Origin of the sequence: Lacibacter cauensis, assembly GCF_007830055.1 — a bacterium.
In the GTDB taxonomy this organism is placed as follows: Bacteria; Bacteroidota; Bacteroidia; order Chitinophagales; family Chitinophagaceae; genus Lacibacter; species Lacibacter cauensis.
Genome location: NZ_VLLE01000002.1, coordinates 828,563 through 843,611, shown reverse-complemented (window position 1 = coordinate 843,611; position 15,049 = coordinate 828,563). Strand labels below are relative to the sequence as shown.

The window sequence follows — 15,049 nt, the reverse complement described above, 5'->3', positions numbered from 1 at the left end:
ACTATTCGTTTTATCAGTAGTTGAGTGATTAGTTGTTGGTCTTTGTTTCAGGCGGACCTAGATAGGATTTTTCCATGCCGCCAAAGTCGGCTACAATTTTTTGTAACAACACGCCGCTGTTCACCATCCAGTATTTGATTACATGTTTACCGGGTGTGTTGATCCTGTGTTTACTTGTTTTGATAATAATATTTTCGCCCACCCATTTGTTCCAGATACCGCTGATGCTGTTCTTATCTTCTTTGTTCAGGCTGATGATCTGCGGTGCTTCATCATCAACTGAAATGGCATACTGTAAACCATTTTCTGTATTAAAGAAATTCAAAGAAGGAGAGAAGTAGGCATGAATGGTAAAGCTGTCTTTACTGTACGTATAAATTTCATACTCCAGGAAAGGAGTTGTTGCTGACGGTTGTTGCTGCTGCGCCGTTACAGGAAAAGTTGTAACTGCATCACCTGTGCGGCCGAGATCGGGTAATACTTTCCATGAAATGGTTTTGCTGTTGTTTGCTTTGGTGAAATGTGCTGCTTCAATCGATATCACTTCAAACTGTTCAAAGAAACTATTCGGTTTTGCATTCTTTGGATAATCTGCCTGTGGTATTTTACCAATTGTAATGATTTCGTCTTTGTACTGTGTTCCTTCAGGTAAATATTGCACAGCCGGCATTTTATTAAACGGCGGCTGCTGCCAATAGGTATAACCGATGTGCGTCTGGCTCATCATGTGATTCCATTTGCCATTGTTTAGCCGATGATATTCAAGGGTAATGAGCGAATCCTTTTGATACAGTTCTTTTACTTTATCTGCATACTCGTTGGTGCGTTCATACTTCTCTTTGAAAGCTTCTTTGTTCAATGCAACATTGTAATAGAGTTCGTTGAGATTAGCACAGGCTTTAATGGGATGGAGTACCAGTTGAAAGAAGGCATCTTTCTGTTCAGCTGTTAATTGGTTATTGATCTCCTCTGCCAGGTTCAGCAGTTCATTGTAATCATTTACCACATTTTCCCATTCGCCATAAAAGAAGCTGTATGTTTTATCATCGAGCATCTCCGGTTTTCTGCGGCTGTTATACTTTGCATATTTCGCAAGTAAATCTGCAATTGCGTTTGCGTGTTTTGTTCCGAATTGTTGTGCAGCCCATTTTTCTGTGTAAGGGCGAACATCATTTGCATCTATTCTATCCGGGTTCCATGCATAATCCAGGAAGAAGGAGATGGGCAGTTCCATTGGTTTAATATCACCCACATTCACAATCCAGATCTCGTTTACATGATGCTCGTATGCTAAATGCATCTGTTCCCAAATGCGTGGTAGCGGATTTGTATTGAGCCATTTGTAATTACGAGGCCCACCTACATAATCGAAATGATAATAGATGCCATAACCACCTTTGCGGGGCTTTTCAGTTGGTTTCGGCAGCTTGCGGAGATTACCCCAGTTATCATCACATAACAACAACGTTACATCATCGGGCACACGCATGCCTTTATCATAATAATCCTGTACTTCTTTATACAATGCCCAGAGTTGTGGTGTTTGTTCAGCAGGTTTGCCGGTTACATCAGCAATAATTTTTCGTTGATCTTTTACAATGCGTTCGAGTAATGCGGTTGCAGTTTCACGGCTCATCGGTTCATCACCATCACCACGCATACCAACACTTACAATTTTTTCGTTCCATGCACGCTTAATACCTATACTCCAGAATTCTTTTAGTCCTGCTTCGGTACTATCGTAATTCCATTTTTGTTTTTTGCCATACTTCGCCCACTCTGCATGTGCACGCATCAATGGTTCGTGATGCGATGTACCGATCACAATCGCATAGTCATCTGCCACTTTAATGTTGAGCGAATCATCATCGTAAAATGCATTGCCCCACATGGCTGGCCAGATATAGTTGGATTTTAAACGAAGCATCAACTCAAACACTTTAGCATAAAACTTTGAATTGAAGCCGCCGAACTTTTCTTTGCTCCAGTTGCTGAGTGCAGGAGCTTCATCATTAATGAAAATGCCACGGTATTTTACTTTTGGCGCATCAGTAATGGTTGCATTGCTGTTGATGTAGATCTCTTTTTTTGTTTGCACAGGAACATCGGCCCACCAATACCATGGTGATACGCCGATTTGTTTGCTGAGTTCAAACACAGCAAATGCAGTTCCTCGTCTGTCGCTGCCAACTACAACAAGTGCCTGGTCAATTCCTTTAAATGGATTTTTTACAGTAAGAATTTTATACGCTTCCCATTTGCCTTTCAGGTCAGCAATAGCTATTTTCTTTTGTTGAATGAGTTGTTTAATTAGAGATGATTTGTCAACTGAGCCAATGATGATTGCTGTTTTGTTCGACTTGCTGATTATGTTCTGTACACTACTTTCTTTCAATGTAACCGATTGCATATCGGTTGAAAAAAAATGCGCCGCCTTGTTTACAACAGTATAGTCATTGGCATCAACAAGAATCGTTGCGCCGGATAAAGCAATAGAAGAGGGGCTTGAAGTTTCTGCAATCAATTGCGCATACGATAATTGTATGTACGCACAAAAAAGACCGACAAGCAAGATCGTTTTTTTCATAATACAAGAATCAACCTGTGCTGCTCACTGCATGCAGCACAGGTTTGTTTAAATCGTTCGTTCAATCAATCAAAAACCAATACTGTTACCACCATCAACTGGCAGTACAACACCGGTTACATACTTAGCGCCATCACTTGCTAAGTATAACGCAGCCGCACCAATATCTTCCGGTTGACCCATGTAGCCCATGGGTGTACGGTTAAATACTTTTGCTTTGCGTTCAGGATCGCTGTTCAATGCCTTTTCCGTCATTGCACTATAGATGAAACCTGGTGCAATAGCGTTTACACGAATACCGTTTGGACTAAGTTCAACGGCCATGGCTCTCGTCATACCATCTATGGCCGTTTTACTTGCACTGTAGGCAATTACTTTGGGCAAGCCATATTGTGCCGCCATGGAACTGATGTTGATAATGCAACCGCTATTCCGTTTCAACATATCTTTCACCACTTCACGACTGATGCTGAACACAGCCGTTACATTTGTTGTGATGATGCGTTGAAATTCTTCATCGGTTACTTCTTCAAATACTTTCTTTTGATTAATGCCTGCATTGTTCACCAGTATATCAATCTTGCCAAATTCCGCCAGAATATTTTCGATCAATGCAGGAATGGTTGATAAATTACTCAGATCACAAACTTTATAAAAACCATTTTCACCTAATTCTGCAACTGCTGTTTTTAGTTTTTCTTCATCACGACCAACAATAATGGTTTTAATATTATTTGCTGTGAATGCTTTGGCAATTGCAAGACCAAGTCCTGATCCGCCACCTGTTACAATTGCTGTTTTTGTGCCCCCATCCCCTGAAGGGGTGTTTTGATTACTCATTTATTTTATTTGTTTTGTTAAACAATAATATTAATTCATTGAGTCAGACTATTAGAACAATGCAGTTCTTATCCCCCTTCAGGGGATAGGGGTTTAGTTGCCCGGTGCAAACGGGAAACGTAAACTTTTATAATAGTCTAATGTTTTATCGGGTTGTTCGTAATTCGATGGAATCGGTTGTTTCGAAAATGTCTGGAAGTATAACAAGCATGCATTGCGCCACCATTTTGCTTCTTCTAGTTGTACATTCAGTAACATGCTTACTTCTTTGAAGCGCTGCGCATCAACTTTTGTTTGTTGCTTTTGCCATTCACGCTGCATCCATTTCACGCTATCTACACCTGTATTGTATTTATAGCATAATTCATTCCATAAACTGCGGCCACTTTTCATGGTATGATTCCACGAAGCATGATGAAACCACAGCAGGTATTTTTCATCGCATGTTGCAATGTTTTCCCATTGCTTTCTTACTTCCGGAAAATATTGTTCAATTGCTTTGCTTCCTGTTGATGTGCGGTTGAAACCAATACCAATGCTGTCAGCTTTATGATAGTAAACAGGATTCCACTCAGGGCGATTGAGGTTACTTACCCATGGGCCGGGGCCGTAGTGATGACCTGTTGCCATTATATGGTGCAGACCAATGGGGTTCATATAATCAACCATAATTTCACGGCTGCGTAACATGATCTGTTTGGTTGATTGTACAAATGCTGCATCGTTACTATACGTCATACGCAACCATTCTTCAGCAATTGCATCACTGCTCAAATTATAATTCCATGCAAGACGACCAAGTGCATACCAATTCGCTTGTGCCATTGGATGGCCACACCAGTTGATATCGGTGCCAATGTTGGCAACACCGGTCATACCATTCAGTGCATGATTGTCTAAACTGCCATCAATTACTTTCGCTACAGTACTGTTTTTGCCTTTGGCGTATGTATCTGCATCTAACACCTCTTTAAATAACGGCGCAAGAAATACCCAGTTGGTTGCCTGTCCTAAATATTCCTGTGTTACCTGAAACTCCATCATCAACGGCGTTTTCGGCATGGCACCAAACAACGGATGAAACGGTTCACGGGGCATAAAATCAATAGCGCCGTTCTTTACCTGCACCATCACATTGTCATTGAACTTTCCATCGAGCGGAACAAAATCATCATAAGCCTGCTTATGCCTGTCAACCGGATTTTCTGCAGCATACACAAATGCACGCCAGATGACAATTCCTTTGTGTGGCGCAACTGCATTGGCCAACATATTGGCACCTTCTGCATGTGTACGCTTATAATCCTGCGGCCCCGGTTGCCCTTCGCTGTTTGCTTTTACCAAAAAGCCACCAAAGTCGGGGATGTACGAATAGATTTCATTGGCTTTATTATTCCACCATGCCTTTACGTCTTCATTCAAAGGATCCGCAGTTTTTAACCGTGCAAGTTCTATCGGTGCACTGAAGCGTGCCGTTAAAAATACTTTGATGCCGTAGGGGCGAAACACATCTGCCAATGCTTTTACTTTCTCCAGGTAAGCAGGAGTAAGAATAAGTGCATTGGCATTTACATTGGTAAGTGTAACAGCATTAATTCCAATGGAAGCATTGGCTCTTGCATAATCAATATAACGTTGATCGATAAAACCGGGGAGTCGATGCCAGTCCCAGATCGAAAAACCTGCATAGCCCCGCTCAACTGTACGGTTCATATTATCCCAATGATTCAGCATCCGCAACTTCAGTTTCGGTACAGAAATAATATTGAGATTTGTGATTGGCTGATTGCTTTGCATTAACCGCAGGTAATGAAAAAGGCCGTAGAGTACAGCCACATCAGTATTGCCCGTAATGATCGTTTTACCGGGCTTTGCTTTTAGTATGAACCCTTCTTCGCCAAGTTGCTTTAGTTCTTCTTTTGTTACAAGTGGTGACAGGATTTTTGATGCATCAGCTTTACCGATAATCAATGTATTTGTTGACGTAAGGGAAGAAGATACAGTATATGCGTTTCCTGTTAATCCTTTCAATGCTGATGCTAATTCTGTACGGATGACAGACACAGTAGAAGAGGAGCCAAGCACTACCGGCGATACCAGTTGTTGTTTGTATTGCTGCAGCAACACCGGGTTACTAACAGGTAGATAGCGCAACCATAAGTCGTAGCCATTTTCTGCCTGTACACAAAAGCAGGCAAGCACAAACAGCAGCAATAGGTTTAATTTCTTCATGTAAGTAATCGTTACAACATTATCCTTTACGCAAGGATGATTTACGGACAATTAAATCTGATTTTACAATAATGGTATTGGTTTGCGTAATGTTTACATCGCCTTTCAAATGCGCAATAAGGTTACGTGCAGCAATCTCACCAATATCAATACCGGGATAGTTAATTGTGGTTAATTGCGGTTCCACAATTTTACTGATGGCATCGTTGTTGAAACCTACAATGGCAATTTCTTCCGGTATACGTATTCCATGTTCCTTCAACGTTTGCATGCAAACCGCAGCAGAGAAATCGTTGGTAATAAATGCAGCATCGGGCATGGGGTTCATTGCCAATATTTGTTCGGCAGCTTCCCGTCCGCATTTTTCACTGAGGTCTTTTATCAGTACAAGGTTTTCATCAAATGCAATATTGTTATCGAACAGGGCATCTTTATATCCTTTGAAACGTTGAGCATATACGTTACGGTTAAGGTTGGCTGTAACAATTACAATGCGCTTGCTGCCTTGCTCAATTAAATGCTGTGTTGCCTGGTAACCGTTTTTGTAGTTATCAATCACCACTTTGGCGTTATCAGAATTTTCTTCCACACGATCGAAGAAAATAACCGGAATGTTTTTATCGAAGAACGGTTGAAAATGATCGAGTCCTTTTGTATCAAACGATAGTGAAGCAATAATACCGTCTACACGTTTGTGAAATAAGTTGAGAACGTTCGCTGCTTCTTTTTTATAACTTTCAGATGAGTGTGTGATAATTAAATCGTAACCGGCTTCGGTGCTTATCTTTTCAATACCTGCAAGAACAGAAGTAATAAAGTTACTGTTCAGTTCATGCACAATAATACCAATGGTGTTGGTTTTCTGTTTACGGAGATTACTTGCAAAATTGTTATGGCGATAACCCATTTCTTTTGCAGTATCCTGTATTTTCTTCTTGGTATTTTTATTAATTGCAGGATGATCCTGTAATGCACGGCTAACTGTTGCAGTGGAAAGATCCAGCAACTGTGCAATATCATAAATGGTAACTTCTTTTTTTTCTTTCATTTTAGTTCTGCTTTGTTTCTCTGCTGCAGTAAATATATCGTGCAGGGTAGCATGGTTCGTTTTGAATTAAATACAGCCTGATTAGAAGGCCGATATGGTAAAAACTGAAAAACGATTTTTTCAGAAAAGGATAGGAATTCAGCTGTCCTTTCATTGAGCACAGCACTTCTGCAATTTGAATTGTACAAGTCGGTAAACCTGCAATCTGGGCTTAAGAAAGTAGAATGGTGACGCATGAAATAAAAACAAGCTTCGTTTAAAAGCCTAAGATAGTAGTTTTTTAATCAAAAAATGTAATCGGTTGCATTTTTTTGAGTGGTGCAGTAGTTGCGATTGAAGGAAACTGTATTTACTGCTGTTTTTTGACTAGCATTTGTTACTTTTTCATTCTTGAGGGCTTTCGTTTTGCAAAAAATCAATGCTGACAAAAAGAAATGGACATAATAGTTTGCCTTGGTTGTTAGGCCTGCAATTGGTTAAAAATGCAGCCATTTTCCTGTAATTTTCTGCAACCGATTGCAATAAAACCTAATGACTTTATCTTTACAAAAAAGGCAGGCGTTTTGTTTCTGTTGCAAACAGCTTTCGGTGGTATTTTAATGACAAACTTAGTTCCCTCCACTTCGCTGGTTGTCAACAACAAAGAAAACCACGGCCCGTTTATTGTTTGTAAGCTAGCTTTACTAAAATTGAAATTATGTTGATGCATCAAACCATGCGCTGGTACGGACCTAACGATCCGGTGAGCCTCGCAGATATAAGACAGGCAGGCTGTGCCGGTGTTGTTACAGCTCTTCATCATATTCCTGTTGGAGATATCTGGACTTCAGATGAAATTCTATTGCGTAAAAAAATGATCGAAGATGCAGGCATGACCTGGACGGTAATTGAAAGTCTGCCTGTAAGCGATGATATTAAACGACAGTCTGGTAATTATCTCTACCATATAGAAAACTACAAAGCAAGTTTACGCAACGTAGCTGCCTGTGGTTTAAAAGTGGTAACCTACAATTTTATGCCGGTGCTTGACTGGCTGCGTACCAATGTGTATTATCAATTAGAAGATGGCAGTACGGCACTATACTTCAATCGTATTGATTATGTGGTGTTCGATTTGTTTTTATTAAAACGTCCGGAAGCTGATGCGGAATATGACGTGAACGAAATTGTACGTGCAAAAGAACGCTATGATGCAATGAGTGAAGAGGAGCGTACTTTTTTATTCAATAATATGATGCTGGGATTGCCCGGAAGCGATGATGCATTTACTCCTGAACAGGTGTTAACTGAGCTGGAAAAATACCAGGGTATTGATGCTGCTAAATTAAAAGAGCATCTGTTTTACTTTTTAAAAGAAGTGGTGCCTGTTGCTGAAGAATGTGGATTAAAGATGGCGATTCATCCAGACGATCCTCCCTATCCTGTATTGGGACTGCCACGTATTATGAGTACAGAACAAGATGCTGCCGATTTGCTGGAAGCTGTGCCTTCAGCAGCGAATGGTTTTTGTTTTTGTACAGGTTCGTTTGGTGCAAGGGCCGATAACAATGTGCCTGCTATGCTGAAACGCTTTGGCGACCATGTACACTTTCTTCATCTGCGTAATACCAAGCGGGATGCAGAAGGGAATTTCTTTGAAGCCGATCACCTGGCTGGCGATACAGATATGTACGAAGTAATTAAAGAAGTACTCTCGATACAACATCGCCGCAATATTTCATTACCGATGCGACCTGATCATGGGCATCAGATGCTGGATGATCTGAAGAAGAAAACCTATCCCGGTTATTCGGCGATTGGCCGATTAAAAGGATTAGCAGAATTACGGGGTGTTGAGTATGCCTTATTTAAAATGCTGTATCAGCAATAAAAACAAAAGCCGGCTCTTACGAACCGGCTTTCTTTATTCCTGCGCCATGTGTTTCGCTAATAATTTTTCATTCAGCACTTTTGTTTTCTTACCATCAGTTATAATCGCTTTTTCCTCCATCAGCTCATTCATAATCCGAAAGAGCGACTCGTAGGTTGTACCGGTGTACGATGCAAGATCCTGCCGGCTTATCGAAAGATTAATATAACCGTCACTGTCTTTGCCAAATTTGTTTTGCAGGTAAATCAAGGCATTGGCGATACGTCCCTTTACATTCATATGTGCCAGGTTACGCATTCGTTTCTCCGACTCTTTTAATTCGGCTGCAAAAAACATTAATAAGTTGTATTGAAAATCCGGATTGGTGCGCAACGTACTATTAAAGAATGGAAGATCAATATAACAAACATCGGTTGGCTCCATAGCTGTTCCGGATACAGGATAGAAGGCATCATCGCCCAAGCCACGATGCCCAACGATATCGCCGTCTTTTGCAATACGCAAAATCAATTCTTTCTCATTCCCCCAGCGCTTGTGCACTTTTACAAGTCCTTTCGAAACGAAATACATTCCTTTTACTTCTTCGCCTTCGGTAAATAATTGCTCTCCTTTTTTAAAATGAAAACTTTTGCGGTTAACATCCAGTGCAGGCAGCCAGTCGTGTTGGCATTGTATGCACATGGTGCAGCTTTTCAGGTCACAGTTTTTCTTGTTTTGCTTCATGGCCGTTTTACGAGTTTGCAGCTGCAAAGTAACGGCAAACAATGTTTGAGTAGGTTAGAAAGATTACCTGGGCTGTAATTGTCCCTGTGTTTGTGTAGCAATTGCTTGTGTGATCATTGACGGGTGCAGGTTCACCACTTCGCCCACAACAATTATAGCCGGGTTGCTGATGTTTGCTGCAGATGCCCGAAAGAAAATATCTTTTACTGTTCCTGCAATCATCTTTTCATCCTTTGTAGTACCGTTCTGTATAATCGCAACCGGAGTATGTTCTTTTCCATAGCTGCTGAAAATTTCCATGATCGCTTCAAGCTTGCTCATGGCCATTAAAATGATCACAGTTGCACTCGACTGAGCCGCCCATTTTATATCTATTGATATTTCGCCCGTTTTTGTAGTACCGGTAGTTATCCAAAAGCTTTCATTTATGCCACGGCAGGTGAGAGGAATCAGTTGTGTGGCTGGAACTGCCAGTGCACTGGAAATACCCGGAATCACTTCAACCTTTATTCCCGCTGCACGGGCTGTTTCAATTTCTTCCTGCGCACGGCCAAAAACAAAGGGGTCGCCTCCTTTTAAACGTACAATTGTGCAATATTGCCGGCTGTATTCTACAATAAGTGAATTGATCTCTTCCTGCGAAAGGGCATGGCAACCGTAGCGTTTACCAACAAAACGGGTGATGCACCCTTGGGCAGCATAGTTCAAAAGTTCTTCGTTCGCCAAGGCGTCATACAAGATCACATCAGCTTGTTTCAAATAACGTATAGCTTTTATTGTAATAAGTTCAGGATCGCCTGGTCCAGCTCCAATAAGTACCAATTTTCTCAATTTCATACAAATTACATTTATTTATATTTAATAATAATCATGTTTTGTTGATTAAAATTACAAATTATAGCCTTAATTTCATGACAGAAATCATTTAATGCTTCAAAAAATAGTTCCAACTGTTAGAAAAATATTATATGATATAAATTGTAATACGATTGCTTGCTACCATTATTGTTTCACTTAAAACAGTAACAACATGAAAGTGGTAGTCATAGGTAATGGCATGGTGGGCTATAAGTTCTGCGAAAAACTTGTAGCAAAAAACACAGCCGCTAATATTTCCATTGTGGTTTTCGGAGAAGAAGTAAGACCTGCTTACGACAGGGTGCATCTCAGCGAGTATTTCGCAGGCAAGTCTGCCGATGATCTTTCCCTCGCTTCGAAAGAATGGTACAGTGAGAATGGGATTGTACTTCATCTTTCCGATCCGGTTATTTCCATTGATCGTGAAAAGAAGACTGTGTTCTCTCATGCAGGTGTTACCGAAAGCTACGACTACCTCGTTTTGGCGACTGGCTCTGCGGCCTTTGTTCCTCCAATTCCCGGCGTTGAAAAAGAAGGTGTATTCATCTACCGTACAATTGAAGATCTTGAACTGATGATCGGCTGGGCTAAGAAGTCGAAGAAAGGTGCGGTGATCGGTGGCGGTTTACTCGGACTGGAAGCTGCAAAGGCAATGCTCGACCTGGGTGTAACGAATACACAGGTGATTGAATTTGCGCCACGCCTGATGCCACGCCAGATTGATGATGCGGGTTCGAAATTATTGCATTCGAAACTGGAAGATCTTGGACTAACCATTCATACATCAAAAAATACAACCGCCATTGAAGGCGATGCTGCGATTACCGGCATGCGTTTTTCTGATGATAGTTCGTTTGATGTAGATATGCTGGTCATTTCTGCGGGTATTAAACCAAGAGATGAATTGGCAAGAGCTGCTTCATTGGAAGTAGGTCCTCGTGGAGGAATAACCGTTAACGACAACTTGCAAACATCCGACCCTTTCATTTTTGCTATTGGTGAGTGTGCATTACATAAAGGAATGATCTATGGCTTGGTTGCTCCCGGTTATGAAATGGCAACTGTTGTGGTAAATCAATTAACTGCAATAGCCAATAACACCCCCTTAGGGGATGGGGGCTCATTTACCGGTTTTGATATGAGCACCAAGCTCAAACTGATTGGGGTTGATGTTGCCAGCTTTGGTGATCCGTTTGTGAGTGGTGATGGAGTTAGAAGTATTGTGTTTGATGACAGCGTGAAAGGTGTGTACAAACGTATAAATGTAAGTGCCGATGGCAAGCAATTGCTGGGTGGAATTTTAGTAGGCGATGCTGAGCAATACAATATGTTATTGCAAACCTGCAAGAACAAAGTGGTATTACCTCCCAATACAGAAGATGTGATTCTTGGTGCAAGAGGTGGCGAAGGCGATGCAGGTGCAGGTGTTACAAGTTTACCTGATGACGCCGTGATCTGCAGTTGCGAAGCAGTAACAAAAGGTTCAATTTGTGATGCAGTGAAACTGGGATATGAAACAGTGGATGGCATTAAGAAATGTACCAAAGCCGGAACAGGTTGCGGAGGTTGTGTACCAATGGTAAAAGACCTGATGCTGCATACTATGAAAGCAGCAGGTAAAGTTGTTCGTAATGTATTGTGCGAACACTTCGATTACAGTCGCCAGGAATTGTTTGATTTAATTAAGCTGAACGAACTGCGTACATACGACGATGTGTTGAACATGCTTGGTAAAGGTGATGGTTGTGAATTATGCAAACCTCCTGTAGCATCGATCCTTGCCAGTTTGTGGAACGAAGTGATATTGAAAAAAGGAAATGATACGGCACAGGATAGCAATGATCGTTTCCTGGCAAATATTCAAAAAGGCGGAACGTATTCTGTAGTACCACGTATCCCCGGTGGAGAAATTACACCGGATAAATTAATCGTCATCGGACAAGTTGCAAAGAAGTATAATCTCTATACAAAAATTACCGGTGGGCAGCGTATTGATCTGTTTGGTGCGCACCTCAGCGATCTTCCAAATATCTGGGAAGAATTAATTGAAGCAGGTTTTGAAAGCGGACATGCATACGGTAAAAGTTTACGTACAGTAAAAAGTTGTGTGGGTAGTACCTGGTGTCGTTTCGGATTACATGATAGTGTAAGTTTTGCCATACGGGTAGAAGAACGCTACCGTGGCTTGCGTGCGCCGCATAAATTAAAAGGCGGTGTGAGTGGTTGTATCCGTGAATGTGCGGAAGCACAGAGTAAAGACTTTGGTATTATCGCCACAGAAAAAGGCTGGAACCTGTATGTATGTGGCAATGGCGGAAGTAAGCCGCAACACGCTTTGTTACTTGCATCGGATATTGATGAAGAAACCTGTTTGAAATATCTCGATCGCTTCTTAATGTTCTATGTAAAAACAGCCGATCCGTTAACACGTACAGCCACCTGGTTAAATAAAATGGAAGGAGGAATTGATTACCTGCGTTCAGTTGTTGTGCATGATGCATTAGGCATGAATGCTGAGTGGGAAGCAGCCATGGAAAATCATGTAAACAGCTACGAGTGCGAATGGAAAGCGGCTATTGAAACACCTGAGTTACGCAAACGCTTTACGCACTTCGTCAATGCACCGGAACAAAAAGATCCAACGGTTGTATTTGATCCCATGCGTGAACAAAAGCGTGCAAAAGAATGGAAATAAATTTTGGTTTTGAATAAATATGATTGCTGCCATATAAAAAAAGTTACTGAACAGAACCTGTGAATACTCCAAACGATTTTTTGATGATTGATTGCTAAGGCCAACTGGCCACTTTTCTGCGGTTGCCCCATATAAAAAAGGAAGATCAGCTGTGTTGTAGCGGTTGTTACAGTACAGATTATTCAACGAATCCTTTAACTACGAATTATATGATCGCAGAAAAAACAATTACCTGGTTTGCCGCCTGCAGCGTATCGGATGTTCCTGCTAACGGTGGCGTGTGTGTGAAAAACAACGACACACAAATTGCACTTTTCCATTTTACAAGAAGAGATGAGTGGTATGCCACGCAGAACGAATGTCCGCATCGTATGCAGATGGCTTTAAGTCGTGGCTTGATCGGCACTCAAAATGATGAGCCGAAAGTTGCTTGTCCCTTTCACAAAAAAACATTCTCACTGGTTACCGGCGAATGCCTGAGTGGTGATGCGTGTGCGATTAAAACCTACGAAGTGAAAGTGGAAGATGGTGTTGTTTTTATTGGCATAGACGAATAATGAATTAAATAAAAAAGCCCGGCAGATGGCAGTCTAACCGGGCCGAATGATTCCAGGATTTCTCACCTTAAAATCGACCAAAAGTAACATGAAAAAATTAAACACAAAAAGTGGAATACTCATGGGAGTGCTGTTGGCAGCCGGTACTTCTGTTAATGCACAGTTTACGTTAACGGGGCAGGTACGTACACGTTCAGAGTATCGTGATGGTGCCGGCACTTTACGACCGGTCAACAATCAGCCGGCATTTTTCACTTCACAGCGTACTCGATTGAGTTTTGGCTACAGGAACAACCGTATCCAGTTTCTTACTTCTGTGCAGGATGTACGGGTGTGGGGACAAGATGCCTCCTCCATCAGCAATGCCGATGGCAGCAAATTAGGTGTTCACGAAGCGTGGGCCGAAGTAACATTGGCCAACAAAAAAGATTCTTCCTTCAAACATGCAAAAGTTGATTATTTAGGTTTTCGCATCGGTCGGCAGGAGTTGATGTATGACGATAGTCGCTTATTGGGTAACCTCGATTGGTTGCAACAGGCCCGCAGGCATGATGCACTTGTATTGAAATTTTTGAACAAAGGATGGCAGCTCGACCTGGGTGCAGCCTTTAATCAAAACACCGATGCGTTTAATTATAACGGCACTTATTACACGCCTGCAAATGTGAATCCTTATGTAAAGGACAGCAAAGGAAATCTTGTTCTAACACCGGCCGGTTTAATTCCTATTGTAAATGCAACAGGCATCAGTGCAAAAACAGGAACTCTCTCAATGGCAAATGCGCCGAGCACCAATGCAATCGGTCAGCATTATAAAGCATTGCAGTTTTTGTATGCAGCGAAAACATTCGGGCAAACAAAGATTACAGCATTAGTTGTCGGCGATCAGTTTTCAAAATACCGTCTTGATTCTGTAAAAATCATTGCAGGGGCAGATACGGGTTATGTGTTTGGCCGTCGTTACAACAAAGCAGGTACACATGCCCGTTATACGACAGGCTTGCTCATCAACAGTGTATTGGATAAAAAGAAATCGCTTACACTTACAGCAGGTGCTTATTACCAGGGCGGAAAAGATAAAGAAGGACTGAAGCTTTCTGCATACACAACAACAGCTTCGGTAACCTATGCTAAGAAAAGTTGGTTGTACAGCATTGGCTGGGATTATGTGTCGGGCAATGATGCGTTCAGCACCTCAACTACCAATCACCGTTTCGATCCGTTGTATGGCACACCGCATAAGCTCTGGGGATTGATGGATTATTTTTATGTCGGCACCGGATCGCCTGTTGGCGGATTGAGCAATCCTTTTGCGAAGATCAGGTTCACTTCAAAAGACAAACGCTTCTCTACAGGTATCGATTATCACTATTTCGCATTGGCAAAAAATCAAAAAGATGTTACAGGTAACGCCATCAAAAAATACCTCGGCAGCGAATTCGATTGTGTAAGCACGTATCAACTAAATAAATTTTCAAGCATTGAACTTGGTTTAAGCTACATGGCTGCAACCAAAAGTATGGAGTATGCAAAAGCTGTAACACCCGGCAGTACGCAACTGAATAACAGCTGGGCCTACCTGCAAATCAATATCAAACCCGATTTCCTCTCAAAATGATTCCTTCTCTTAACCATATTC

Annotated in this window: 10 protein-coding genes; 4 read left to right on the top strand and 6 right to left on the bottom strand. The window is 41.6% G+C overall.

Going from position 1 to position 15,049, the window contains the following annotated elements; translation table 11 throughout:
• Positions 1–28: 28 nt before the first annotated feature.
• The 4 genes from IQ13_RS03555 to IQ13_RS03540 all read right to left on the bottom strand — a co-directional run bounded on the left by IQ13_RS03555 (position 29) and on the right by IQ13_RS03540 (position 6,707).
• Positions 29–2,587 (bottom strand): glycosyl hydrolase 115 family protein, encoded by a 2,559-nt coding sequence (locus IQ13_RS03555; RefSeq protein ID WP_144884566.1) that lies wholly within the window; start codon positions 2,585–2,587, stop codon positions 29–31.
• Between the two features lie 69 nt (positions 2,588–2,656).
• Positions 2,657–3,427: an SDR family NAD(P)-dependent oxidoreductase gene (locus IQ13_RS03550; RefSeq protein WP_144884564.1), complete on the bottom strand. Its 771-nt coding sequence runs from the start codon at positions 3,425–3,427 to the stop codon at positions 2,657–2,659.
• A gap of 93 nt (positions 3,428–3,520) precedes the next feature.
• The gene (locus IQ13_RS03545) at positions 3,521–5,659 is read right to left on the bottom strand and encodes an alpha-glucuronidase family glycosyl hydrolase (protein WP_144884562.1); all 2,139 of its coding nucleotides are present in this window, start codon (positions 5,657–5,659) and stop codon (positions 3,521–3,523) included.
• Between the two features lie 19 nt (positions 5,660–5,678).
• Positions 5,679–6,707: a LacI family DNA-binding transcriptional regulator gene (locus tag IQ13_RS03540; protein WP_144884560.1), complete on the bottom strand. Its 1,029-nt coding sequence runs from the start codon at positions 6,705–6,707 to the stop codon at positions 5,679–5,681.
• Positions 6,708–7,404: 697 nt separating this feature from the next.
• Between IQ13_RS03540 and uxuA the strand changes: the two genes are divergently transcribed.
• Positions 7,405–8,577 carry a mannonate dehydratase gene (gene uxuA, locus IQ13_RS03535; RefSeq protein ID WP_317129330.1) on the top strand — a complete coding sequence of 391 codons (1,173 nt, stop codon included), beginning with the start codon at positions 7,405–7,407 and terminating at the stop codon, positions 8,575–8,577.
• A 33-nt stretch (positions 8,578–8,610) separates the two neighbouring features.
• On the opposite strand, the gene IQ13_RS03530 is transcribed toward uxuA, so the two are convergent.
• Together IQ13_RS03530 and cobA are read right to left on the bottom strand one after the other, a co-directional pair.
• A complete protein-coding gene (locus tag IQ13_RS03530) occupies positions 8,611–9,258 on the bottom strand; it encodes a Crp/Fnr family transcriptional regulator (RefSeq protein WP_242009471.1) in 648 nt (215 codons plus the stop codon).
• A gap of 105 nt (positions 9,259–9,363) precedes the next feature.
• Positions 9,364–10,137, bottom strand: a complete 774-nt coding sequence (cobA, locus tag IQ13_RS03525; protein WP_144884554.1) for a uroporphyrinogen-III C-methyltransferase — start codon at positions 10,135–10,137, stop codon at positions 9,364–9,366.
• Between the two features lie 193 nt (positions 10,138–10,330).
• On the opposite strand from cobA, the gene nirB reads away from it, so the two are divergent.
• The 3 genes from nirB (at position 10,331) to IQ13_RS03510 (ending at position 15,028) form a co-directional block, all read left to right on the top strand.
• Positions 10,331–12,853 carry a nitrite reductase large subunit NirB gene (gene nirB, locus IQ13_RS03520; RefSeq protein WP_144884552.1) on the top strand — a complete coding sequence of 841 codons (2,523 nt, stop codon included), beginning with the start codon at positions 10,331–10,333 and terminating at the stop codon, positions 12,851–12,853.
• Between the two features lie 209 nt (positions 12,854–13,062).
• Positions 13,063–13,410, top strand: a complete 348-nt coding sequence (nirD, locus tag IQ13_RS03515) for a nitrite reductase small subunit NirD (protein WP_144884550.1) — start codon at positions 13,063–13,065, stop codon at positions 13,408–13,410.
• A gap of 88 nt (positions 13,411–13,498) precedes the next feature.
• A complete protein-coding gene (locus IQ13_RS03510) occupies positions 13,499–15,028 on the top strand; it encodes an alginate export family protein (RefSeq protein ID WP_144884548.1) in 1,530 nt (509 codons plus the stop codon).
• Positions 15,029–15,049 lie beyond the last annotated feature (21 nt).